The sequence below is a fragment of the Feifania hominis genome, from assembly GCF_014384765.1.
Lineage (GTDB): Bacteria > Bacillota > Clostridia > Oscillospirales > Feifaniaceae > Feifania > Feifania hominis.
Genome location: NZ_JACRSP010000002.1, coordinates 660314 through 683444, shown reverse-complemented (window position 1 = coordinate 683444; position 23131 = coordinate 660314). Strand labels below are relative to the sequence as shown.

21 protein-coding genes, 2 tRNA genes and 1 riboswitch are annotated in these 23131 nt (G+C 62.0%); of the genes, 7 read left to right on the top strand and 16 right to left on the bottom strand.

The annotated features are described in order from the left end of the window. From H8695_RS06715 to rsxC, 3 genes are read right to left on the bottom strand one after another with little or no spacing between them, the layout of a single operon-like run. Positions 1-684 (bottom strand): RnfABCDGE type electron transport complex subunit G, encoded by a 684-nt coding sequence (locus tag H8695_RS06715; RefSeq protein ID WP_249300177.1) that lies wholly within the window; start codon positions 682-684, stop codon positions 1-3. Then, on the bottom strand, positions 674-1642 hold the full coding sequence (locus tag H8695_RS06710) for an RnfABCDGE type electron transport complex subunit D (protein WP_249300175.1): 969 nt from the start codon (positions 1640-1642) through the stop codon (positions 674-676). The genes H8695_RS06715 and H8695_RS06710 overlap by 11 nt, the downstream gene beginning before the upstream one ends. A 20-nt stretch (positions 1643-1662) precedes the next feature. Next, positions 1663-2985: an electron transport complex subunit RsxC gene (rsxC, locus tag H8695_RS06705; protein WP_249300173.1), complete on the bottom strand. Its 1323-nt coding sequence runs from the start codon at positions 2983-2985 to the stop codon at positions 1663-1665. A gap of 362 nt (positions 2986-3347) precedes the next feature. Between rsxC and gatB the strand changes: the two genes are divergently transcribed. The 3 genes from gatB (at position 3348) to H8695_RS06690 (ending at position 6484) form a co-directional block, all read left to right on the top strand. After that, positions 3348-3626, top strand: a complete 279-nt coding sequence (gene gatB, locus H8695_RS06700; protein WP_249300172.1) for a PTS galactitol transporter subunit IIB — start codon at positions 3348-3350, stop codon at positions 3624-3626. Positions 3627-3656: 30 nt separating this feature from the next. Further along, entirely contained in the window at positions 3657-4997 is a 1341-nt protein-coding gene (locus H8695_RS06695; protein WP_249300170.1) for a PTS galactitol transporter subunit IIC, read from the top strand. Between the two features lie 131 nt (positions 4998-5128). Next, positions 5129-6484: an MATE family efflux transporter gene (locus tag H8695_RS06690; RefSeq protein WP_249300169.1), complete on the top strand. Its 1356-nt coding sequence runs from the start codon at positions 5129-5131 to the stop codon at positions 6482-6484. Positions 6485-6516: 32 nt separating this feature from the next. Here the strand turns inward: H8695_RS06690 and H8695_RS06685 are convergent, their stop codons facing one another. From H8695_RS06685 to H8695_RS06640, 10 genes are read right to left on the bottom strand one after another with little or no spacing between them, the layout of a single operon-like run. Then, positions 6517-7191 carry an HAD family hydrolase gene (locus H8695_RS06685; RefSeq protein WP_249300167.1) on the bottom strand — a complete coding sequence of 225 codons (675 nt, stop codon included), beginning with the start codon at positions 7189-7191 and terminating at the stop codon, positions 6517-6519. Then, complete coding sequence (locus tag H8695_RS06680; protein ID WP_249300166.1) at positions 7188-7856, bottom strand: HAD family hydrolase; 669 nt, start codon at positions 7854-7856, stop codon at positions 7188-7190. Before H8695_RS06680 ends, H8695_RS06685 begins: the two co-directional genes overlap by 4 nt. Before the next feature lie 12 nt (positions 7857-7868). Continuing rightward, a complete protein-coding gene (yfbR, locus tag H8695_RS06675) occupies positions 7869-8456 on the bottom strand; it encodes a 5'-deoxynucleotidase (RefSeq protein ID WP_249300164.1) in 588 nt (195 codons plus the stop codon). Positions 8457-8466: 10 nt separating this feature from the next. Further along, a complete protein-coding gene (locus tag H8695_RS06670; protein ID WP_249300163.1) occupies positions 8467-8997 on the bottom strand; it encodes a hypothetical protein in 531 nt (176 codons plus the stop codon). 16 nt (positions 8998-9013) lie between these two features. Further along, positions 9014-10369 (bottom strand): polysaccharide deacetylase family protein, encoded by a 1356-nt coding sequence (locus H8695_RS06665; RefSeq protein WP_249300161.1) that lies wholly within the window; start codon positions 10367-10369, stop codon positions 9014-9016. Next, complete coding sequence (locus H8695_RS06660) at positions 10360-11190, bottom strand: PHP domain-containing protein (protein WP_249300159.1); 831 nt, start codon at positions 11188-11190, stop codon at positions 10360-10362. The genes H8695_RS06665 and H8695_RS06660 overlap by 10 nt, the downstream gene beginning before the upstream one ends. Beyond that, complete coding sequence (locus tag H8695_RS06655) at positions 11187-12356, bottom strand: carboxylate--amine ligase (protein ID WP_249300157.1); 1170 nt, start codon at positions 12354-12356, stop codon at positions 11187-11189. Before H8695_RS06655 ends, H8695_RS06660 begins: the two co-directional genes overlap by 4 nt. A 12-nt stretch (positions 12357-12368) precedes the next feature. Next, entirely contained in the window at positions 12369-13127 is a 759-nt protein-coding gene (locus H8695_RS06650) for a TatD family hydrolase (RefSeq protein WP_249300156.1), read from the bottom strand. Position 13128: 1 nt separating this feature from the next. Continuing rightward, complete coding sequence (metG, locus tag H8695_RS06645; protein ID WP_283243606.1) at positions 13129-15093, bottom strand: methionine--tRNA ligase; 1965 nt, start codon at positions 15091-15093, stop codon at positions 13129-13131. After that, complete coding sequence (locus H8695_RS06640) at positions 15086-16132, bottom strand: DUF975 family protein (RefSeq protein WP_249300154.1); 1047 nt, start codon at positions 16130-16132, stop codon at positions 15086-15088. Before H8695_RS06640 ends, metG begins: the two co-directional genes overlap by 8 nt. A gap of 727 nt (positions 16133-16859) precedes the next feature. Between H8695_RS06640 and spoVAE the strand changes: the two genes are divergently transcribed. The 4 genes from spoVAE to H8695_RS06620 all read left to right on the top strand — a co-directional run bounded on the left by spoVAE (position 16860) and on the right by H8695_RS06620 (position 18443). After that, complete coding sequence (spoVAE, locus tag H8695_RS06635) at positions 16860-17237, top strand: stage V sporulation protein AE (RefSeq protein WP_249300153.1); 378 nt, start codon at positions 16860-16862, stop codon at positions 17235-17237. Positions 17238-17297: 60 nt separating this feature from the next. Then, positions 17298-17386, top strand: a tRNA-Leu gene (locus H8695_RS06630). Between the two features lie 20 nt (positions 17387-17406). Further along, positions 17407-17483 (top strand) — tRNA-Met (locus H8695_RS06625). Positions 17484-17663: 180 nt separating this feature from the next. Then, entirely contained in the window at positions 17664-18443 is a 780-nt protein-coding gene (locus H8695_RS06620) for an SDR family NAD(P)-dependent oxidoreductase (protein ID WP_249300152.1), read from the top strand. Between the two features lie 49 nt (positions 18444-18492). On the opposite strand, the gene H8695_RS06615 is transcribed toward H8695_RS06620, so the two are convergent. From H8695_RS06615 to H8695_RS06605, 3 genes are all read right to left on the bottom strand, one after another. Beyond that, complete coding sequence (locus tag H8695_RS06615; RefSeq protein ID WP_249300150.1) at positions 18493-18747, bottom strand: hypothetical protein; 255 nt, start codon at positions 18745-18747, stop codon at positions 18493-18495. Positions 18748-18863: 116 nt separating this feature from the next. Beyond that, a riboswitch (cyclic di-GMP riboswitch) is annotated at positions 18864-18946 on the bottom strand. Positions 18947-19123: 177 nt separating this feature from the next. Further along, on the bottom strand, positions 19124-21991 hold the full coding sequence (locus tag H8695_RS06610) for an ATP-binding protein (RefSeq protein WP_249300148.1): 2868 nt from the start codon (positions 21989-21991) through the stop codon (positions 19124-19126). Positions 21992-22116: 125 nt separating this feature from the next. After that, entirely contained in the window at positions 22117-23118 is a 1002-nt protein-coding gene (locus H8695_RS06605) for a phosphoglycerate dehydrogenase (RefSeq protein ID WP_249300147.1), read from the bottom strand. Positions 23119-23131 lie beyond the last annotated feature (13 nt).

Genomic DNA, 23131 nt, shown 5'->3' with positions numbered 1-23131 from the left:
TCACGACACCTCCCTGCCGGCGAGGCGAACCGCTTCGAGAGCGGCGTTGACGCCCTCGGTGATCGCCTTTGACGTGATGGTCGCGCCGCTGACGGCAAGGACCTCGTTTGGCTGATTGTGGGTGATCTTCTCGGTGATGATGGTACCCGATTTTCCGTTGTAGAGGGCGAGCTGCTGCTCCGCCGCAGCGTTGGTGCCGACGCCCGGCGTCTCGGAGAGCTTCAGCACCGACACACCGGCGACCTGCCCCTGCGCGTCGACGCTGACGAGCATCTCGATCTCACCGCCGAAGCCGTTCGCCGCGGCGCTCACACCGTAGCCGAGAAGCTCGTCGCCCGCGTAGACAGAGCGGATTTCGCTGACGGAGCGCGGAAGATCGATGTCCACGACGGCAAAGCGGTCAGCTTCCGGGAAGACCTCGGTGAGCGCGGCCTGCTTGCGCTGCTCGGCGTGCTGAGCGATGGGGCCGGCGGTGACGGCGTTTACAATGCCCAGCAGAAGAGCCACCACAAAGGTGATTCCGCCGAGCAGACAGCTCAGACGAAGCGGCTCGCTGCGCTTCCAAAGCGCGCGAAGCGAACCCAGAGCATCCGTTTGGCCGCCGCGTGCGGGACGCCGCTTTCTCGGGTGTTTGACCTCCGCCGGAGATGCGGCCTGCACCCGTTCCAGTGTCTTATTTTCCATGTGCGGCGCCTCCAAACTTTCGGGGTCTTGTGTACTTGTCAATGAACCAGACCATCAGATTCATCAGCAGTATGGCAAAGCTGACGCCCTCGGCATAGCCGCCGAAGCGCCGGATAAACACGGTGATCAGCCCGCAGCCGACGCCGAAGATCAGCTTTCCGACGCCGGTGCAGGGCGAGGTCGTGTAGTCGGTCGCCATGAAAATGGCGCCGAGCATGAGACCGCCCGAGAGCAGCTGGGTGAGCATGGCGTTTACAGGGTCCGCGCCGCCGGTGAGAAAGCTGATGAGCGCCACCGTGCCGAGAAAGCTGACGGGAATCTGCCAGGAGATGACCCGCCGGTAGAGCAGATACAGCCCGCCTGCCATCAGCAGCACCGCCGAGGTCTCGCCGATGCAGCCGGCGTAGTGGCCGAGCAGCAGCTCAAAGAGGGTCACATCGGGCGTGCCGCCCGCTTTCAGCACGGCGAGAGGCGTCGCGGAGGAGACCGCATCGGCGCCAATGTGGGCAAAGGGGCTGAACACCGGGTGGACAAAGCTGCTCATCAGGCTCGGCCAGGAGAGCATCAGAAACACGCGCGCCGCGAGCGCGGGGTTGACAAAGTTGCGGCCGATGCCGCCGTAGAGCTGCTTGACCACCACAATGGCGAAGAAAGCGCCGATGACCGGCAGCCAGTAGGGCACGCCGACCGGCAGATTCAGCGCCAGCAGCAGCCCGGTGACGGCCGCCGAGAAGTCGCCGATGTCGTTTGACTTTTTGAGCAGTTTCCGGTAGAGGTACTCAAAGAGCACGCAGCTTGTGACGCTGACGGCGACAAGGCCCAGCGCACGCAGGCCGAACAGATAGACCGAGAAGATCAGCGCCGGCGTCAGTGCGATGAGCACGTCGACCATGATGCCGCGCGTGCTGTCCGGGTGGCGCACATGCGGGGCGCTGGTCACGGTGAGTTTTTGTTCCACGGGTTTCACTTCCAATCCAGTCATCGCCCGGCGCGGCGGCGCTCGGCGATCAGGTTCTTTTTGACTTTGAACTGCGCGACCAGATGCATCCGGCCGGGGCAGACATAGGAGCAGGAGCCGCACTCGATGCAGTCCATGATGCCGAGGCGCTCGCACTCGTCAAGGCGGTCGGCCGCGGCGTACAGAGCGAGGTAATTCGGCATCAGGTGCATCGGGCAGGCCCGCACGCACCGCCCGCAGTGAATGCAGCTCGGGTGGTCGGCCTCCCGGGTCTCACGTCGGGTGATGCCGAGGATGCCGGAGGTGGTCTTGATGACGGGGGCGTCCAGCGAGTACTGGGGAATTCCCATCATCGGGCCGCCCATGATGACCTTGACCGGGTCCTTGCGAAAGCCGCCCGCCTGCTCAATGACATGGGAGAACGGTGTCCCGATGCGCACGGAGAACATGGAGGGCTTTGCAATCGCGGGCCCCGCGACGGTCACGATACGGGAGACAACGGGCTGACCAAAGCGCCACGCACGGCAGAGAGAGGCCACCGAGTCCACATTGAACACCACGCACCCCGCGTCGACGGGCAGCTTGCCCGAGGGGACCTCGCGGCCGGTGACGGCTTTGATGATCTGCTTTTCTCCGCCCTGGGGGTACTTGGTCTTGAGCACGGCAATCTGAATGGAGTGGTCGCTCACAACGAGGTTGTGCAGCGCGGCGATGGCGTCCTTTTTGTTGTCCTCCACGCAGATGGTCGCGCGCGAGAGCCCCAGACACCGCCGCAGAATCTGCGCGCCGCCGATGATGAGCTCAGGGTGCTCGAGCATGAGCCGGTGATCGCTTGTGAGATAGGGTTCGCACTCGGCGCCGTTGATGAGCAGCGTGTCGACCTTGCCCGCGGCGGAGGAGAGCTTGACGTGCGCGGGAAAGCCCGCGCCGCCCATGCCGACAATGCCGGCGGCGTGCATCAGCTCGATGGTCTGCCGGGCGTCCGGCAGAGGGTCGCTGTCGGTGTGGGGCGGCAGGGGAAAGCGCTCGCGGTCCTCAAAGTCGTTTTCGACGACGATGGTGAGCACTCTCTGGCCGTTCGGGTGAAGATGGGGCTCAATGGAGACGACCCTGCCCGAGACCGAGCTGTGAATGCGGCTTGAGACAGGCGCGTCGCTGTCGGCGATGCACTGCCCTACGGCGACGCGGTCGCCGACCTTGCAGACCGGCTCGCAGGGGGCGCCGATGTGCTGTAAAACGGGAAAGTAGAGCCGCGCAGGCGGCGGCAATATCTCGATGGAGAGGCCGGACGTCGCATCCTTACGGTATTCGGGATGGATGCCTCCCCGGAATGTATCTGCCATTTGGACACCTCGATTCTGCTGTTTGACGCATGACAAAAAGAGACTGAAAAAAGGGTATTCTCTCAAAATTATAGCACAAGCGCCCCCGCTTGACTAGAAACAAACGACTGTTTTGCGTAAAATGTGACGAAAAACGGTACGGAAACGGGGGGGTTTTCACAAAAGCTCTCTGCTGTTTTGGTCAAATCTCACTAAGATCGAGCGAAAATGTGGCTTTTTCTTATGGAACATGGTATGATGAGTCAAAAGCCGGAGTCACGGCGACACCAGAACCGGTAATGTATGGGCGGCCCGCGCGCGGCATATACATACCACAGGAAAAGGATATGTCGGCCGCCGGGCAGCACAAAGGGGGTGATTGCATGAAAAAGGTCATTGTAGCCTGCGGGGGCGGCGTTGCCACCTCGACGGTTCTGTGCGAGAAGATCAAGGAGATTGCGCGGGACAATGGGGTCGACGTCACACTGGCGCAGTGCACCGTCAACGAGATCGAGTCCCATCTCGATGGAGCCGATCTCATCGTGACCTCGGTCAAGGTGTCGAGAGACTACGGCATTCCGATGATTCTGGCGCTGAGCTACATCATCGGCATGGGACAGGAGGAGACGACCGAAGAGATCCTGTCCGTATTAAAGGGGTAGAAAAGGGATTCATTTAGAAGGAGAGAGTGTATGGAGATTATTCAAAACATCTTCGAAGGCATCAGCAATCTCGGTTCTCAGATCATGATCCCGCTGATGATTATGATCATCGGCCTGATCTTCCGACTTGGCTTTGCAAAATCTTTCCGCGCAGGCCTGACCATCGGCATCGGCTTCATCGGCGTCAACATGGTCACCAATTACATGCTCGAGTGCCTCGTTCCGGCGTCGAATCTGCTGCTTGACAAGTTCAATCTCAATCTGCAGTACATCGACGTGGGCTGGACGGTGGGCTCGGCCATCGCGTTTTCCACCTCAATCGGCGCATTTATCATCCCGTTTATCATCATCATCAACGTCATCATGCTGGCGACAAAGCTCACCAAGACCGTCAACATCGACATCTGGAACTACTGGCACTACGCTTTCTGCGGCGCCATGGTTGCGACCCTGACGGGCAACATCGTCTACGGTTTTATCGCGGCGGCTCTGCAGGCGGCCCTGTCGCTTAAAGTGGCGGACCTCGCGGCCGACAAGGTCCAGAGCGTCATCGGCATCCCCGGCGTCTCCATTCCGCAGGGCTATGCGGTGTCCTCTGTGCCGCTGGGACTTGCGATGGAGTGGGTCTACAACAAGATTCCGGGCTTTAATAAAATCAAGACCGACTCCGAGACCCTCAGCCGCCGTCTCGGCATCTTCGGCGAGCCGGCCACCATCGGCTTTGTGCTCGGCGTGCTGTTCGGGTTTCTCGTCGGCTACGGCCCGAAAGAGGCTGTCACTCTCGGCATCCAGCTCGGCGCTGTCATGCTGATTCTGCCGCGCATGGTCAAGATCCTCATGGAGGGCATGGTACCGATCTCGAACGCGGCGCGCGACATGATGAACCGGCGCTTTGCGGGCAAGTCGTTCTACATCGGCATGGACTCCGCGATCACTCTCGGACACCCGACCACAATCGCGGCAGGCATCCTGCTTGTGCCGATCACCATTCTGCTCGCGGCTGTGCTGCCCTACAACTCCATGCTGCCCGCGGCTGACCTCGCGGCCGGCGCGTTCTATGTGTGCATGTTCACGGCGCTCCACCACGGGGATCTCGTGCGCACACTCATCACCGGCACGGTGATGCAGGCATTTTTGCTCTTCTCGGCGTCCTACTTTGCGCCGGCCATCACGGCGCTTGCCAAGGCCAACAACTACGCGTTCCCCGAGGGGGCTGTCGGCGTCACCACCGCGGTCAACCCCTTTGCGACGCTCATCGCCCTCATCATGCAGAACAAGCTCATCGGCGCGATCATTGCCATTGCCCTTGTGGTTGCGTTCTTTGTCATCTGCACCATGTGGGAGAAGAAAAAGGCGGCCAAGGCGTCCTGACGCCTTGGGCAATCAGAGAAGAAAACAGGCGCGGCCAAGGCCGCGCCTGTTTTTTGTGCCCACCTTGACAGAGCGGGCGGCGGGGCCTATCATAGAAAGCAGTTTTGCAATTTTGACAGGGGGCGCACGCTTTGAACAACGACTATCTGATTCAAAAGAGACCGCTTCACGCGCTGATTCTCTTCGCGCTGCCAATCATCGCGGGCAATCTCTTTCAGCAGCTCTACACCATGGCCGACTCCGCGATCGTCGGGCGCTACGTCGGCGAGCAGGCGCTCGCGGCGGTCGGCGCCTGCTACGCGCTGACCAACGTCTTCATCTGTGTTGCCATCGGCGGCGGCATCGGCGCGTCGGTCATCATCAGCCGCTATTTCGGCGCGAAACAGTACGCCGACATGAAGACGGCAGTCACAACGGCGCTTCTAGCCTTTCTGGGGCTGAGCGTGCTGCTCGGCCTTGGAGGGCTTCTCCTGGGGCGGCAGATAATGGTCCTGCTGCGCACGCCGGCGGACGCCCTTGAGATGGCGGCGGAATATCTGCGCATCTACTTTCTGGGGCTGCCGTTTCTGTTTATGTACAATGTGCTCTCCTCGACGTTCAACGCGCTGGGCAAATCGGTCATTCCGCTTGCGTTTCTGATCTTCTCTTCGGTGTTCAATGTGGTGCTCGACATCTACATGGTCACGCAGCTCCACCTCGGGGTCGCGGGCGTGGCCTGGGCGACGCTGATCGCGCAGGGCATCAGCGCTGTGCTCTCTTTCGCGGTGCTCGCGGTGAAGCTGCGCCACCTCTGCCCGCAGCGTACACGCCTGTTTCACCGCGGGGAGCTCGGCCGCATGACCCGCATCGCCCTGCCCTCCATCTTACAGCAGTCGACTGTCTCCATTGGCATGATGCTCGTGCAGTCGGTGGTCAACAGCTTCGGCTCGTCGGTGCTGGCGGGCTTCTCGGCGGCCATGCGTGTGGAACAGCTGTGCATCGTTCCCATGACGGGCGTGGGCAACGCCCTGTCCTCCTTTACGGCGCAGAACATCGGCGCGCAGCGCATTGACCGGGTACGCCGGGGCTACCGCGCGGCCGTCGGCATGATCGTCTTTTTTGCGGCGGTCAGCTGTGTGCTGCTCGAACTCTTTCACATGCCGATTGTGTCGATGTTCCTCGACAGCGACGCGACGCCCGTGGCCCTGGCGACCGGCGCGGGATTTCTGAAGTTCATCGGCTGGTTCTATATTCTGTTCGGCCTCAAGGTGGTGGTCGACGGTCTGCTGCGCGGCGCGGGGGACATGAAGATGTTCACCATCGCCAACATGGTCAATCTCTTCATCCGGGTTGTGGCCGCCGCGGCGCTGGCACCGGTTTTCGGCGTCGCCATGGTGTGGATTGCCGTGCCGTTCGGCTGGCTTGCAAACTTTTTGATCTCCTTTGCCCAGTACCGCACGGGCAAGTGGAAGACCGTCTACACCGTCCGCACGGAACAGACCGAATGAAAAGAGCCCCCGTCCTCGGACGGGGGCTCTTTTTAAACCCGGTTTATCTCGCCGATGAGATCGGTGAGCTGGGAGGGGTGCTCGAGTATGGCCCGGGCTCCCGTCTCGCGCAGCACCTGCGTCGGCTGGTAGCCCCAGGCGACGCCCACGGGGAGCATGCCGGCGGCCGTGGCCGCGAGCATGTCCTGGCGCGAGTCGCCGACAAAGGCGCACTCGCCCGGCTCGACGCCGAGCGCGGCGGCAATTTTGAGCGCATGGTCGGGGTGGGGCTTGAGCGGTGTCACGCGGTCGTTGCCCTGCCAGGCGTCAAAGAGCGGCTCGCCGCCGAAGACACCGCGCAGAATATCGGGCAGATAGTCGTGCATTTTGTTGGTCTGAATGGCGGTTTTGATTCCCAGCGCGCGCAGGGTGCGCAGAAGCTCCACAATGCCGGGAAAGGGACGCGTCAGATCGGTCATGTGGGGGATGTAGTGCTCGCGGTAGAGCGCCCACATCCGGTCGACTGTCTCGTCGTCGTCCCACAGGGCCGCTGGCAGCATGCGCATGACAAGCTGGCGCTCCCCGTCGCCGAGAAAGGGGTAGAAGGTGCGCTCCTCGGCGTGGGTGGGGCAGCCGAGAATGGCGAGCGCCCGATTCCCGGCGGCGGCGACATCGGGCACAGTGTCGGCGAGCGTGCCGTCGTAGTCGAACAGGACGGCGCGAATCATGCCCGCCCCTCCAAAAGCAGACGGAGCATCTCATCGACCGAGTCGACAAGGTAAGTCGGCTGCTCCTCGACGAGCTCCTGCCGGGGGCGGTAGCCCCAACTCACGGCGAGTGTGTCCATGCCGGCGTTTTTGCCGGTGCGCACGTCATGGTAGCCGTCGCCGATGAACAGGCAGTCGGCGGGCTTGACGCCGATGGCCTCACAGACGAGAAAGGCCCCGTCAGGCGCGGGCTTTAAGGGGAAGCCTTTCACCCCGCCGCGCACGAAATCAAAGGCGCCGTCGCCGAAGTAGCGCCGGGCGCTGCGGTTGGCGAAAGCATCGTTTTTGTTGGTAAGAACCGCGAGTTTGTAACCGGCGGCCCGCAGTTTTTGCACCGCATCGACCATGCCGGGAAAGGGCGTGGTCAGCGTGTCGGCGTGGGCGGAAAAATAGGTGGAGTAGAGCTCGGAGAACTTCTCAATGTTCTCCTGCGTACAGTCCTCGGGCCGCAGAATCTTTTTGATGAAAGCCACCTGTCCGTCGCCGACGACATTGCGGTAGTAGTCCACATCGTGGGCGGCAAGGCCCATGCTGGTGAGCACATGGTTGCCGGCGGCGGCAATGTCGGGCAGCGTGTTCGCAAGCGTGCCGTCAAAGTCAAAGATCAGAGCCTGGTAGTGTTTCATTGGTATCATCCTTTACTTCAAGTCCATTTCATCCAGTGTCAGCTCAAAGCTGCCCAAAAAGTGCTCGCAGAAGTAGGTAAGCTCCGGCAGCTCGAGCCGGTCGAGCGCCTCGCGGTTTGAAAGCGCCGCCCTGTGAAACTCGCGGTTGCCCGCCTTGAGCTCCTCGAGGCATTTGATGTAGGCCGCGAGCTTGTCGGCCGCCTTGACATAGCGGTAGAGCTCCGCCTCGTTCTCCTCCCCGGTGAGGCAGGCGCGGTAGGCGGGCGCGAGCTCCTCGGGCAGCATGCGCAGCAGCTTTTCGACCGAGTCCTGCTCAACCTCGCGGTAGACGTCGCGCATCTTCTCGCTGTAGTATTTCACCGGCGTCGGCAGATCGCCCGTGATGATCTCGGGCGCGTCGTGGTAGAGCGCAAGGCACGCGACCCGCTCGGCGTCGATGTCGCGCGAATAGATCTCACGGCCGATGAGCGCGAGCGCGTGCGCGAGCACCGCGACCTCGAGCGAGTGCTCCTCGATGTTTTCGCTGACGGTGTTCTTCATCAGACCCCAGCGATTGATGTATTTCATGCGAAAGAGAAAGGCGAAAAAGGGATGCTCCATACTCTGCTCCTTAGATTGCTTTTTTGAGAAGCCGCCCGAAGAGGACGGCGAGCGCCCCGCCTGCGAGGGCGAAGACGAGTTGCGGCCAGCCGTAGACAAAGCGCACGCTCGCCGTGCGCAGAGACGCGGGCAGTAGCTTTGGAAAGAGCCCGAACGATACGAGACTGTAGAGAATGACGTACTTTGCCGTGGCGCTGATGAGAAGCGCAGCCGCACGGTTCTGGCGCAGCATGAGCCAGAAGATCAGAAGCTGCGCGGCGTTTGCCCCGAAGAGGACCAGTGCGAAGCGCCAGTCCGGAACGGGGCCCTGCCACAGGGCGAAAGCGAGGGAGACGAGGCTGACGATCAGCCCGCCGAGAAGCCCGGTCGCCGAGACCGCGCCGTAGAGCGTCATGTTGATGAGCACGCCGATGACGATGGTCGATACCACGAAAAGGCCCACCCGCGCATCGAAGCCCGGCACGCGCCGCAGCAGCTGTAGGGCGACCGCCAGCAGACAGAACAGCACCGTGCGCGCGGCGTATTTGGTGTTTTTGCGCATGGGTTCGCTCCTTTCCTCAGCGCCCGGCGCCGCTGCCGCCAAGCAGGGTGAAGAGCGTCGTGAGAATGTCGGCGCGCGCGGTCGAGACCTGCACGTCGCTGCCGCCGAGCTGCGGGTAGAGGCCCTGCAGATCCGCCGGGGTTATGGGGGCCGCCGGGTCAAATTTGCCGCCGGCGAGGGAGAGAAGCCCCCGCTCGAGCGTGTAGCGCACCGCGCCGTAGTAGGGGTGGCGCGCGTCGAGCCCGCCGATGGCGGAGAGCGGCTTTCCCTCCATGCGCTCGCGCACCGTGCGCACGAGCTCGTCGCGGGGGGTGACGAACATCGCAAGCTCCCCGCGGGTGACGGGCAGATGGAGCTTGACGCGGTTGTCGCGGTAGACGACGGTGTAGCCCGCGCGCAGCAGGCCGCTCACAGTCGGATAGAGCGGATCGTCGGGCCCGAGGTCCTCAAACTGCGACAGGGCCGTCAGCTCCCCGACCGGGACGACGCGGTAGCCGTATTTGCGCAGCAGCTCGAGCTGCTGCGCAAGGCCGTCGGCCACGGGCGTGCGCTTTTGCATGTTGTAGCCGTCTTTCTGGAAGACGATCTGGCCGCACAGGGCGTCCGGATCCGCCTCGAGCAGCGCGCGCATGGGTTCGACCATGGCGCGCACCTCCTCGTCGTAGGTGGGCTTTGGCAGCCAGCCGTCGCCGTCGAAGCTCGCGCCCATGTACTGGTAGCCGAGCAGCAGATAGATGTCGTAGGATGTGAGTCCGTCCGGCAGCCTGTCGACATAGTGCGGCGGACGGCCGAGGGAGAGGCTGTAGCCGTGGTATTCGCGCAGCAGGTCGTCGAGCTTTTTGAGATCGTCATAGACCTCCCGGCCGCTTTGCAGATACCGGCGCTTGCCGTAGATGACGCCCTTTTTGCCGAAGATGATGTGGCGGTAGCCGTGGTTTGACAGGTCGTGGCCCTCGGCGAGAATCCGGCCGATCAGACGGCTCTGGCTGACGGCGCCGGCCATGTCGTCGCAATTGAGGTCGGGGTAGTGGTCGTAGGCGATGCCGCCCCACTGGGGAGTGCCGGGCTTTCCCGCCCGGTCGGGGTAGTTTTCAGCCGTGGAGCCGATGACGTCAAACGTGGCGTGCGCGCCGTACTCGCGCAGCACGTCGAGAAGATGGTCGGTCAGCGCCCGGCCGCCGGTGTGGTCGGGCTCCGGGGGCAGAGCGGTCGGCCCGTCGTCAAAGGTCATGGCGCAGACGCGCTCGGACAGGGCGACGCGGTTGATGCGGCGCACGGGGCTGAGCACGCCGCGCTCGTCGACCGGACGCAGCTTTTTGAGTGTCCGCTTGGCCCACTTGGCCGTGCGGATGATCTGGGCTTTCATGGACATGTCAGTTCTCCTCCCTCGATGAGTGTGGCGCCGCGGTTTTTCGGCTTGATGTGCAGGGCCTTGAGCAGGTCGATGCCAAAGGAGGCGGCGTAGACCGCCAGCCGCCGGGGCAGCTTGTGAAGACACTTTGGCCAGGGCCGCTTGAGACACTTGTTGAGCTGGGCGCGCGCGAGCTTGGCGCGGCTCGCGTCGCGGCCCCAGACCGAACCGCGGCGCCTGAGCAGCGCCGTGCGAAAGCCGTCGAGAGTGAATTCGTCGAGCTCCAGCGTCAGCACGGCGTTGCCGATTTCGCCGGGGTTGTGCGCGTCGCTGCCGGCGGTAAAGAAGAGCCCGCGCCCGATGGCCGCGCGCGCCGCAAGACGGTTTGCACCGTCGTAGCCGTCGCGGATGCCGACGTGGCCGTTGTGGGCCTCGACGCCGTCGACATGGGGGAGCGCGGGATGGTTTTCCAGAGTGTAGCGGGCCTTGTCAAAGGGGTGGGCCACCACGGCGAGCCCGCCCGCCGCGTGGATGCCCTCGACGACCTCGCGAAATTGAAAGTGGTAGTCGTCGATGGGCACGAGATAGCGCTCCTCGAGCTGGTGGGGCACGAAGAGCGCCAGAATATGGCCGCACTCGGTGGCATACTCCGCCGAGGGAACGACGAGAAGTCCCTCAGGGGCGAGAGCCTGCAGCTTTTCGGAGCCCGAGTAGGAGTTGTGGTCGCTCACGGCGATGATGTTGAGACCCGCCGCACGGGCCTCGCGGACAATCTGCTCGAGCGACAGGATGCTGTCGACACTGTCGAGCGAGTGGATATGTAAATCGGCCTTGCAGATCAAATGCCCTGCTCCTTTCTGCGGTGGAGGATGGCCCGCAGATACACAAACGCGGGCTTGGGATCGTCCCAGGTGAAGATGCCGCCGCTGACACGCGGGTTGAAAAAGCAGCCGACCGCCGAGAAGAGCGGCCCGATGTGTCCCGCTTTGAGCCAGCTCAGCGCAGCCATCAGGTCGGAGACCGAAAACTGCATGCGCTTTGACACCTCATAGGGAATGGTGAGCTCGTCGAGGGGCTCTGCGATGCCGAGCGCGGTCTCGGCCCAGGCGGTTGCGAAGCGGCAGCCTGCCGCGTAGGTCAGCGGAAAAGTGCCCCAGATGCGGGGGTTGACCTCCATGAGGGTGTAGCCGGTCTCGGGCGAGCCCTTGAACTCGACCATGGCCACGCCCTCGAGCCCCGCCGCGCGCAGCAGCCGAACGGCCTGCGCGTGCAGCGTCTTGTCGTACACCGTGCGCGCGAGGGTGGAGGGGCCGCCGCCGATGGGATACTCGCGCAGCCGCCGGTGACAGATGTAGCTGTAGACTTCGCCGCCCTTCATGAGCACCGAGACGCCGTAGCCGTCGCCCTCGATGTAGCGCTGAATGAGCGTGCCCGGGTCGCGCGCGGCAAAGGCGGGATAGTACTTTTGAAACTGCGCGCTGTTTTTGACGATGCGGTAGCGCCCGGCGGCCTTGATGCCGAGCGCCTCGCCGTTTCGGTACTTGATGACGGCCGGGTAGGGCACGCGCGCGGCAAGTGATTCAACCGTCTCACCGTCGCGGCAGACGATCTGCTCCGGCACGGGGATGCCGAGCTCGGCCGCGAGGGAGAGCACCCGGCTCTTGTCGCCGAGCAGCTCGAGCGTCGCCTGGTCGGGCACATGGGTCCACGCGGCGTCGCGAAAGCGCGCGTCCGAGGCGATGAGCGCCGTCGTGCGCGCGCCGAAAGGCAGAAGAATCGGCCGGTCGCCGTCGCGCCTGCGGTAGTGCTCGCAGAGCTCGAGCAGGCTCTCGGCGTAGCGGGCGCTCTCCAGAACGTGTCTGGCGCCCACACAGTTCGATGAGAACGCAAGCGGCAGAGCGGGTTCGCCGTCGTCGGTGGTGGCCGCGACAAAGAAGCCCTCCTTCGAGAGCTCCCGTATGGCAGCGAGCGTCATGCGGTATTTGGCGTCGGTGATGATGACGGTCATGAAGTCCCCCTGTCAGTCGATGGCGAAGAGCTCACAGGCGTTTCGGCAGGTGAGACGCGCCATTTCGTCGAACGACACGCCCTTGATCTCGGCCAGGCGCTCGCAGGTCAGGCGCACCAGCGTCGAGTCGTTGCGCTCGCCCCGGTGGGGCACGGGCGCGAGATAGGGCGAGTCGGTCTCAATGAGAAGCCGGTCAAGTGGAATGACCTCGGCGGCCTCCACTGCCCGGCGGGCGTTTTTGAATGTGATGACCCCGGTAAACGAGATGTAGAACCCGAGCGCGAGCAGCTCCTTTGCCATCTCGGCGCTGCCCGAGTAGCAGTGGACTACCCCGCGCGGCCGGTGGCGGTGCAGAAGCTCCATGGTGTCGGCGTGAGCCTCGCGGTCGTGGACGATGACGGGCAGCCCCAGCCGGTTTGCGAGCAGAATCTGCCGCTCGAACCAGTCGCGCTGAAGCGCGCGCGGGTGGAACTCCAGCGCGTAGTCGAGCCCGATCTCGCCGATGGCAACGCAGCGCTCATCGGCGGCGTAGCGCTCGATCTGTTCGAGCGCGTCAAAGCCGTAGGCGCCGCACTCGTGGCAGTGGATTCCGGCCGCCGCCCAGACGTGGGCGTAGCGGTGGGCGAGCTCCAGGGAAAAAGCGGTCTCCTCCGGCGTGGAGGGGCAGGTCAGAACATGGCTGATCCCGTGCGCCGGCAGGCTTGAGAGAAGCTCGTCCCGATCGTCGGCAAAGCGCTCGTCGCAGTAGTGGGCGTGGGAGTCAAAGAGCATCTCAGCGCACCTTTGCGCCCGGCTCACAGCAGTCGGCGAAGAGCACGCGCACACCGTCTTCGCCGTTGTCGGCGGCGAGAATCATACCCTGGCTCTCAATGCCGCGCAGCTTCGCGGGCTTGAGGTTCGACACGAGCACCACACAGCGGCCGACAAGATCCTGCGGCGCATACCACTGGCGGATACCCGAGACAACCGTGCGCTCCCCGCTGCCGAGGGTGACGGTGAGCTTCAGGAGCTTGTCGCTCTTTTTGACCTCCTCGCAGGCGAGAATCTTCGCGACACGCAGCTCCACTTTCGAGAAGTCGTCGATGGTAATCAGGGATGCGACCCCCTCGGGCGCGCCGGCGGGCGCTTCGGCCGGCGCCGCGTTTTTCGCGGCGGCCTCGGCCATTTTCTTCTCAGCCAGAGCCTCGAGCTCGGCCAGATCCTTTGCGACGTCGATGCGCGGGAAGAGATTGTCGCCCTTGCTCACGCCGAAAGAGCCGACCGGCGCGATCTCGCCGAGGGACTCCCACTGCACATGGGGCGTGCCGGCGAGGCCGAGCTTTCGGGCAATCTCCGCCGCCGTGTCGGGCATGGCGGGGGTGATGAGAATCGAGACGGCGCGGATGGTCTCGCAGAGGTTGAAGATCACCTGCTCGAGGCGCTCGCGCTTCGACTCGTCCTTGGCGAGCACCCAGGGCATGGTCTCGTCGATGTACTTGTTCGCGCGGGAGATGAGCTTCCACACCTCGGCGAGCGCGAGCGGGAACTGGAGCTCGTCCATCAGGCGCGCATAGTTTTCGATCACCTCGCGGCGCAGCGCGACAAGCTCGCCGTCGAGGGGCTCGTCGGCGCCGGTGTTTCTCACGGTGGCGCCGAAGTACTTCTCGCCCATGGCGACTGTGCGCGAGACGAGGTTGCCGAGATCGTTTGCAAGGTCGGTGTTGATGCGGTTGATCAGCGACTCGTTGGAGAAAATGCCGTCCGAGCCGAAGGGAATCTCGCGTAACAGATAGTAGCGAACAGCGTCGCGGCCGTACTTGTCGATGAGAACGATCGGGTCGACGATGTTGCCCTTGGACTTCGACATCTTGCCGCCGTCGAGCAGCAACCAGCCGTGGCCGAAGACTTTTTTCGGCAGCGGCAGATCGAGCGCCATGAGCAGCGCCGGCCAGATGATGGTGTGAAAGCGCACGATCTCCTTGGCCATCATGTGCACATCGGCGGGCCAGTAGTGCTCAAAGTCGTGGTAGCGCTCGTTTTCGTAGCCGAGCGCGGTGATGTAATTGGTCAGAGCGTCGACCCAGACGTAGACGATATGTTTGTCATCAAAGCTCACGGGAATGCCCCACTTGAAGCTCGTGCGCGAGACGGCGAGGTCCTGAAGCCCGGGCTTGATGAAGTTGTTGAGCATCTCGTTCATGCGGCTCTTCGGCTCCATGAAATCCGGATGCTCCTCATAGAGCTTGACAATGCGGTCGGCATAGGCCGAGAGGCGAAAGAAGTAGGCCTCCTCCTCGGCCTCGTAGACCTCGCGCCCACAGTCGGGACACTTGCCGTCGACGAGCTGCGACGGGGTCCAGAACGCCTCGCAGGGGGTGCAGTACATGCCCTTGTAGACGCCCTTGTAGATATCGCCCTGGTCGTAGAGACGCTTGAAAATCTTCTGCACGGCTTCGACATGGTAGTCGTCGGTCGTGCGGATGAAGCGGTCGTAGCTGATGTTCAGGCGGCTCCACAGGTCCTTGATGGTCACGACGATGTCGTCGACATACTTCTGGGGCGTGACGCCTGCGGCCTCGGCCTTCTGTTCGATTTTCTGGCCGTGCTCGTCGGTGCCGGTCAGAAACAGAACGTCACACCCGCGCATTCTCTTGTAGCGCGCCATGGTGTCACAGGCCGTGGTGGTGTAGGCGTGGCCGATGTGGAGCTTGTCCGACGGGTAGTAGATGGGGGTTGTGATATAAAATTTCTCAGGCATGCTGTTCGTCTCCTTTGTCATTGTCAATGGGGGCCTGGGGCTCAAATACCGGCCCCACAGGGCGCGGCGGCTCGGCCGGTGAGATGCTCTGCGGGGGCTCTGGCGGCTCGGGCTCGGACACGGCCTGCGGCGCAGGCTCCGGCTGGGGCTGCGCCGGCGGTGCGGGCGCCTCATCTGGGACAGCCGACGCCGTGTCGTCGCCCCGGCGCATTCGAAGCTCGTGAGTGTCGTGGCAGTAGTTGTAGAAGACTGTGTAGCATTCGCGCAGATAGGGCATGGTGAAGATCAGAGACAGGCCGAATGTGAGAGCCACGAGCAGAAACCACCCGAAAAAGGAGAGGGTGAAGACCACATGCTCGAGCTTGTGGCCGCGCATGAAGCGGCAGCTCTCGCGGATGATCTGGCGGATTTTTTTATCGGGGTCGCGAACCAGCAGATAGTCGCACATGGCATAGCGCCGCGTGAAGATCAGAAACCAGACCAACGCCACGGCTGTCACCAGAATCAGCGCGCCGGTGATAAGCCCCCCGAGCAGCGGGTCGAGCGCAAGGTCGGTGAGCATCCGCCCGACAAAGATGGCCGAAAAGACGCCGGCCGCCACAGGGATGGATCCCCAGAAGACCAGGCGCAAAACCACATTCAGCCGCAGGGCGAGGCATTTGAAATAGAGCTTTGCGCTGCCATACCAGTTGAACAGGGTCACAAAGCTGCCGGGATTTTCGTCGGTCAGGTGATAGTGCCACTCGCAGATGCCAAAGGAGAGCGGCAGCACGATCAGCGAAATGACAAACAGCGCCCCGCCGTAGAGGCCGAGCTGCCACAGCGGCAGAAAGAGCCGGCCGCGCATGAGATTCTCGATGTTTTCAACTGTGAAGAGATTGACGCGGAAGACCGTGAACATGGTGTTCTGCACGGCCGTGATACCGAGCAGGATCAGCAGATGGGTCAGCAGCATCGCGATCCCCGTAAAGTAATACCCGTTCAGACAGCGCCGGGCAATGCGCTTGATGTTGCGTCTGACGACGCCCTGATCGGCCATAAGCACTCTCCTATAAGCAAGATTCGAGGCGCCGGCAAAGCCGCCGCCGAAGTGATGAAACAAAACAGACGTCCCCTCGGCAAAGAGCCGCGTCTGCGGCCGTGTTTTCGCCGAAGCTGCCGCCGGGCAAGCAAAACATGTTTTCCTTATCATAGCCGTTTCGCGGCGATTATAAACCATGAACGCCACGCGTTCATGGTTTATACGGCCATGTTTTTCGGTTGCCCCGAAAGGGGCGAGAAAAACGGCCTAAATTCCATATCACAGCCGCAAATGCGGCTATGATACCATGAACGCCACGCGTTCATGGTTTATACAGCCATGTTTTTCGGTTGCCCCGAAAGGGGCGGGAAAAACGGCCTGAATTCCATATCATAGCCGCGAATGCGGCTATGATACCATGAACGCCACGCGTTCATGGTTTATACGGCCATGTTTTTCGGTTGCCCCGAAAGGGGCGGGAAAAACGGCCTGAATTCCATATCATAGTCGCGAATGCGGCTATGATACCATGAACGCCACGCGTTCATGGTTTTTTATGCGGCCGGTTTTTCAGCTGTGCAGGAGCACGGCTGGAATCCCGTTATAAACAGCCGCTTTGCGGCTATTATATCACAAAAGAAAGGTATTTTTAACGGAATTTGACAAGTTTTTCTGCACAGAAAGTTTGTCCCGCATGCGGCGCATATTTGGCGGGGTGAATCGGATACTAAAGAAAACTGTTTGAATGCGAGGAATCACTATGTTTGCGGAATTTGTCAAGACGTTTGTCGTGGGCGGGCTCATCTGCGTCGTGGGCCAGCTTCTCATCGACCTGACCAAACTCACTCCGGCGCGCATCGTCGTACTCTTTGTGACGGCGGGTGTCATACTCACCGGCGTCGGCGTCTATCCGAAGCTCGTCGAGTACGCCGGCTGCGGCGCGACGGTGCCCATTGTGGGCTTTGGGTATCTGCTCGCGACCGGCACCAAACAGGCCATTGCCGAAATGGGGCTCATGGGCGCCATGACAGGCGGTGTGACGGCGGCGGCGGGCGGCATCACGGCGGCGGTCTTCTTCGGATACCTGTTCGCGCTGCTGTGCCGCCCGGCGGAAAAAAAGTAGGGTCTTGACTTCACCACTCCGGCGTGCTATACTTATTAAGCGTTCAAGATCGGCGTTCACGCCGGAGTGGCGGAACTGGCAGACGCCCGGGACTTAAAATCCCGTGAAGGGTGACCTTCGTACCGGTTCGATCCCGGTCTCCGGCACCACTTCCGCCAAAACCAGATATCGCAGAGTGGAGCAGTCTGGCAGCTCGTCGGGCTCATAACCCGAAGGTCGTAGGTTCAAATCCTGCCTCTGCAACCAAAAAAATCAGCTCCCGCGTCAGCGGGGGCTGATTTTTTGGCCATAGGGGTGAATCCAAACGGAGTGCCGAAAGGTTGCCGCAGAGTGGGAAGTTTGACGAATACCCGGCAGCGAAGTATACTGTGACAAGAATCGAGGAATGCTCTAAGAGCACCAAATATATGAGGAGATGGATTTATCATGGGTATTTTTGACGGAAAAGTTGCCATTATCACCGGCGGCGGCAAGGCCAAGTCGATCGGCTACGGCATTGCGGTCGCCTACGCCAAGGAGGGCGCAAATCTGGTTCTGACCGGCAGAAACGAGCAGAAGCTGCTCGACGCGAAAGAGGAGCTTGAGCGCCTCTATGGCATCAAGGTGCTCGCGCTGCAGGCGGACGTCACCCCCGACGAGGAGTCGGAGCAGCGGGTCAAGGAGGTTGTCAGGCAGACCGTCGACACCTTTGGCCGTATCGACGTGCTGATCAACAACGCCCAGGCCTCGGCCTCGGGCATTCCGCTTGCCATTCAGACGAAGGACCACTTTGACCTCGGCATCTACTCGGGCCTCTACGCCACATTCTACTATATGAGAGAGTGTTACCCCTATCTCAAGCAGACCCAGGGCTCGGTCATCAACTTCGCCTCCGGCGCCGGCCTGTTCGGAAATTCCGGCCAGTGCTCCTACGCAGCGGCAAAAGAGGGTATCCGCGGCCTGTCGCGCGTGGCTGCCACAGAGTGGGGCCCTGACAACATCAATGTCAATGTGGTTTGCCCGCTTGCCATGACAGCCCAGCTTGAAAACTTCAAAAAGGGCTATCCTGAAGCCTATGAGAAGAACCTCAAGGCCGTTCCCATGGGCCGCTTCGGCGACCCGGAAAAGGACATCGGCCGCGTCTGCGTGCTGCTCGGCTCGCCCGACTTCAAATACATGTCCGGCGAGACCCTCACCCTCGAGGGCGGCATGGGCCAGCGTCCCTGACACAATGTAAAAAAGCAGCCCCCGCCTCTTGCGGGGGCTGCTTTTGTTTTCAAATGGCGCACGGCAGCCCGTCCTCCACGGGAACCGCATAGCCGGTGATCGGAGCCGGCCTCGCGAAAAAGTCCTCAAGCTCGTCCGCGAGGTGACACGGCGCCAGAGCGCCGTGGTTGCACTGTGCCAGAAAGGCGGCGAGTGCCGGCCTGTTTGTCGTGACGTCCTCAATTCTTGTGTCGCCGCATTGGATCCCATAAGATGTGTAAGATCTCCCATCCAACCGGTAGGTACCGCTGATCATCTGATACATTCTCTTATCCCTTTCCCTCTGCGCGTCGTGACAAAACAATGACCTGCGAGACAAAGTCCTGCAGGCCGGCGGGCGCAACGATTTAACCGCTTCCCCCCTCCAGAGTAAGCGCGTTGAACCGCAGCTGGCTGCCATGTCCGAAGACGAAGACCCTCTAGCTTTGCGTCGCCGGTTTTCACCGGTTTTGCCCATTGTTGAATTGCATCTACCATATTAGATTTTCCTATAAATGTCAATTACAATATTGAAAAATTAGCAGTTTATTAACGAAAAGTATAGTTATTTGGCGCGTAAAGAGAGGACCGGCAGTTGCCGGTCCTCTCTCAGGGGAAAAATCCATATGCCGCCGGGCAGTGGAGGACCCGGGGCGGAGATGTCACACGGGTTGGGGCTTGCCGCTCTCGTTGAGGCGCTGATAGATCTCGTCGAGCAGCGCCGGCATCTGGTTGTCCCGCAGCAGCTCGGCTATGCGCAGCGCCTCGTGGTAGTGGCCGACCGCCTGCTCGGCCGCCCCCTGCCGCAGCAGCAGAAGCGCAAGGTGTGCCTCAACCCGCTGGCGGCCGTAGATCACACCGGTCTTCTCGTGCAGAGCCGCGGCCTCGCGGTAGTAGGTCTCGGCCTCGTCGAACAGGCGCGCGTGATAGAGGGCCTGGCCGGCGTTTGCATAGATGCAGGGCAGGGCATTTACCAGCACGGTCTTTTTGCCGATGCGAATGGCCTGATCGAAGTAGCGCAGCGCGGTCAGATCGTCCCCGCAGGCGCTGTAGCAGAGCCCGAGGATGTTGTAGCAGCCCGGCACGCCGGTCAGGTAGAAGCTGTGTTTGGTGTTGCACTTTTTGTGCAGATCGAGCGCGTCGAGCAGCACATTCTCCGCGTCCGTGTACTGCCTCTCGCGCAGCAGGTAGAGCCCCCGCATCTGCATGAACCAGCACCGCTCGAGCATATCCTCCCGCCGCTCAAGCAGGGAAAACGCCCGCCCCAGGTAGTCGCGCATCACCTCCTGGTTTGCGGTCAGAAGACTGTGGTAGACCATCTGGCGGTAATTTTTGAGCTGCTGCACGTCGTCCTCAAGGCGCGCCGCGAGTTCCATGCTGCACCGCAGATGCTCGAGCGCCGCGACGCTGTCGCAGGCATGCACAGCGCTGCGTCCGAGCACAAAGCTCATCTTCATGGCAAGCGGCAGCGCGTCGTCGTCGCGCTGGGCGAGCTGTGTGACCTCGCCGTGAAGCTGTCGGATTTCCTCGGGATCGACGACAATCTCCCGGTTTGCCGCGCGGCGCTCCACCGGTCCCTCGAGAATGGGGTACAGTTCGTGGTAGAGGGTCAGCACGCTCTCAAGGTAGTCCACACGGTACTGGTAGACGCCTGCCTCCCGGCCGCACTGGCGGTAGTGGTAGACAATCTTGGGCAGAAGCTCGGCGCTGTGGGAGCGGTGGTAGGACTGCTCAAAGTCCTGGGCGATGCTGCTGTGGAGCACATTGCGCTTGCCGAGGGACATCTGGGTGTGGATGTAGTCGCGCAGCAGCGGGTGGGTGAAGTGGTAGCGCACCGAGCGGCCGGCCGGGCTCTCAATGAGAATGCCCTTGGCGAGAAGCCGCTCGATCACGGCGAAAATTTCGAGCTCAGGCAGCGGCAAAAGCCGCTTGAAATCGGCGAGTGATACCTCGTCCGGGTAGAGAGAGGCCATCTGCAAAAGCTGCCCCTCGCCCTCGGAGAGATCGAGTAGCACACTCTTGAGCGCGTTTGTAATCCGCGGCGTCGGCTCGCCCTCTGCGCCGCGCTCCAGTGTGCCGAGAAGTTCCAGAAAGAACAGCGTGTTGCCGCCGCAGCGGCGCGAGAGCTTCGCGAGGGTCTGCCCGTCACAGTCGGGGCAGAGATCTCCCGCGAGGCGGCGCATGTCGGCCTCCGTGAGCCGCGGAATGGCAATCTCGGTGAGAAGTTCCCTCTCGAGCAGTGGCACCACAAAGCCGCCGAGCTCGGGGCGCCAGTCCTCCCGGCAGCTCGCAATGAGGATGATCCGCCCCGGTCCCAACTGGGAGAGCAGACTCGATAAAAGCTGTCTGCCGATGGCATCCATCCACTGGATGTCGTCGAGCAGCAGCACAACTTTCTGATTTTTCAGCTCATGGGAGAAGAGATCGGTGATCAGATCCTCCGCGTATTTGACGCGGTGGCGCCCGGACGGACCGCCTGTGACGAGATCGCCGGCGGCTGTGGTGGGAAAGAAGTTCATCAGCTTTCGCTCGGCCTCGGCGCTGAGCGAGACGCCCCCCTGCCGGGCGGCACGCGCAAGCTGCGAGAGCATGTCATACCACGACTGGAGATACAGCTCGCGCTCGGCGCGCGTACAGGTGTGAAACAGGGTCAGAAGATCCTCGTTTTCGGCGAGATGCCGCGCTGCGCGCAGCAGCGTCGTCTTGCCGATTCCCACCTCGCCGCAGAGCAGAATCGAGGCGGCGCGGTCCTTTTTGAACTCGCCCAGATGGGTCGCAATCTGGTAGTTGCCGGGAAACCACTCAAAGGGCGTCGCGGCGGCTGCGGCGCTCTCGGGCTGCTCCCCCTTGAGGCGCAGAATGTCCCGAAAGAGCTGGGTGGTCTCCGCGGACGGCTCCTCCTCAAGATCGGTTGAGAGAACCGAGCAGAGCTTATAGTAGAGTTTGACCGCCGAGCCATAGTCCCCGTTGCGCGCATAGATGCGCATGAGGTGGCGGTAGGTCTCCTCGTTGTAGATGTCGTTTTTGATGAGCAGAGAGCTGTACTCGCTGATCTCCTCGAGGCGCCGCTCGTCGGCCATACGGCCGAGCTGGTCCTGAAGCGCCAGCTTGTAGAGCCTGCGGCAGACGCCGCGCTGGTCCTCGACCCAGCTCTCAAACTCGTAGCAGTTTTTGATGAAGAAGTAGCTTAAAAAGTCGCCTTTCCACCGTGAGAGGATATTCTCGCCGCTGAGATCGTCCAGATCGGTGACGATTTTGGCCTGGGGATTCAGACGGACCGTGGTGTTGCCGCCCATTAGAAGCACATCCTCCCCGAGGACACGGCGTATTTTGTAAATCGCGTCGCGCAGATTCTTCTTGGCGGTCTTCTCATCGCTGCCGGCCCAGAAGATGCCGGTGGCCTCCTCGCGGGTGATGCTCTTTCTGACGCAGAGAAAATAGAAGAGCCCCTCCGCCTTGCGGTAGGGAAAACCGACGGGTTCCCCGTCCCGGCGGATGGACGGCGTGCCGAGCATCTGAACCTCAATCATGCGCAAATCCCCTCCTTTTTCTCCTATTATAGCGAATGGAGCCAGTAGATGAAAATCCAATTTCATCCGTTTGAAATGAAAATGGGGAGGCGTCCCGCGGCTGCGGCGGCGCCTCCCCCGGGGGCCTATTTCGCGAGGGCAGCCATGACGTCGGGGTTGACGATGTTCTGCCGCGGGGGCAGGCCGTTTATGACGTCCTCGATGTCCTCGGTGAGAAGCTTTGCGATGCGAAAGACCGTCTCCGGCGTGTTGGCGCCGATGTGGGTCGTGGTGATGACCGACTCAAATTCCGCGAAGATGTTGTCCATGTAGGGCTCCTGCTCGAAGACGTCGAGCCCGGCGCCCGCAATCTGGCCGTTCTTCAGGGCGTTGTAGAGCGCGCGCTCGTCGACGACACCGCCGCGGGAGGCATTGATCAGGTAGGCCGTCGGCTTCATCAGCGCGAGCTTTTCACGCCCGACAATTCCCCTTGTCGAGGGCAGTAGCGGGGTGTGGATGCTGATGTAGTCCGACTCGGAGAAGAGCGTGTCGGAATCGACATAGCTCACGCCGAACTGCTCGACAAGCTCGGGATTCTCCACCAGATCGTGAGCCAGAATCCGCATGCCGAAGCCGCTCTTGGCAATGCGCGCGAGCTCGCCGCCGATGGCGCCGACGCCCATGATGCCAAGCGTCTTGCCGTGCAGCTCCGTGCCCAGCCGCGAGCGCCAGAGGTTCTTTCTCATCTCGTCGTGCATCTCGGGGATGTGCCGCGAGAGGGAGAGCATCATGCCGAGCACAAGCTCCGCCACCGCGATGGCGCCGCCGCCGCGGCCGTTGACCACCGGGATGCCCCGGGCGGTGGCGGCCTTGACGTCGATGTGGTCGTAGCCGGCGCCAAAGGTGGCGATCATCTTCAGATTCGGCGCGAGATCCATCATCTCGGCGGTCAGCTTCCCGAGACAGACCACGCACACGTCGCAGCCGGCGAAGAGGCGGTTGACCTCCTCCTGGCCGATGACGTCGAGGTCGTTGCCGTACACGGTGCGCACGTCATAGCCCCGCTCGCGGAACTGGTTGACAAAGCCCGGATAGACCCGATCGTAATTGCGGGTGGTCTCAATGTAGATTTTCGGCGTATGATCCATGACTGCCGCCTCC

Coding starts and splice junctions, on each gene's coding strand:
- H8695_RS06605 (WP_249300147.1), bottom strand. CDS start 23,118: ATGGATCATACGCCGAAAATCTACATTGAGACCACCCGCAATTACGAT.
- H8695_RS06695 (WP_249300170.1), top strand. CDS start 3,657: ATGGAGATTATTCAAAACATCTTCGAAGGCATCAGCAATCTCGGTTCT.
- H8695_RS06615 (WP_249300150.1), bottom strand. CDS start 18,747: ATGTATCAGATGATCAGCGGTACCTACCGGTTGGATGGGAGATCTTAC.
- H8695_RS06685 (WP_249300167.1), bottom strand. CDS start 7,191: ATGATTCGCGCCGTCCTGTTCGACTACGACGGCACGCTCGCCGACACT.
- rsxC (WP_249300173.1), bottom strand. CDS start 2,985: ATGGCAGATACATTCCGGGGAGGCATCCATCCCGAATACCGTAAGGAT.
- spoVAE (WP_249300153.1), top strand. CDS start 16,860: ATGCGAGGAATCACTATGTTTGCGGAATTTGTCAAGACGTTTGTCGTG.
- gatB (WP_249300172.1), top strand. CDS start 3,348: ATGAAAAAGGTCATTGTAGCCTGCGGGGGCGGCGTTGCCACCTCGACG.
- H8695_RS06610 (WP_249300148.1), bottom strand. CDS start 21,991: ATGATTGAGGTTCAGATGCTCGGCACGCCGTCCATCCGCCGGGACGGG.
- metG (WP_283243606.1), bottom strand. CDS start 15,093: ATGCCTGAGAAATTTTATATCACAACCCCCATCTACTACCCGTCGGAC.
- H8695_RS06620 (WP_249300152.1), top strand. CDS start 17,664: ATGGGTATTTTTGACGGAAAAGTTGCCATTATCACCGGCGGCGGCAAG.
- H8695_RS06670 (WP_249300163.1), bottom strand. CDS start 8,997: ATGCGCAAAAACACCAAATACGCCGCGCGCACGGTGCTGTTCTGTCTG.
- H8695_RS06665 (WP_249300161.1), bottom strand. CDS start 10,369: ATGTCCATGAAAGCCCAGATCATCCGCACGGCCAAGTGGGCCAAGCGG.
- H8695_RS06680 (WP_249300166.1), bottom strand. CDS start 7,856: ATGAAACACTACCAGGCTCTGATCTTTGACTTTGACGGCACGCTTGCG.
- H8695_RS06640 (WP_249300154.1), bottom strand. CDS start 16,132: ATGGCCGATCAGGGCGTCGTCAGACGCAACATCAAGCGCATTGCCCGG.
- H8695_RS06655 (WP_249300157.1), bottom strand. CDS start 12,356: ATGACCGTCATCATCACCGACGCCAAATACCGCATGACGCTCGCTGCC.
- H8695_RS06715 (WP_249300177.1), bottom strand. CDS start 684: ATGGAAAATAAGACACTGGAACGGGTGCAGGCCGCATCTCCGGCGGAG.
- H8695_RS06650 (WP_249300156.1), bottom strand. CDS start 13,127: ATGCTCTTTGACTCCCACGCCCACTACTGCGACGAGCGCTTTGCCGAC.
- yfbR (WP_249300164.1), bottom strand. CDS start 8,456: ATGGAGCATCCCTTTTTCGCCTTTCTCTTTCGCATGAAATACATCAAT.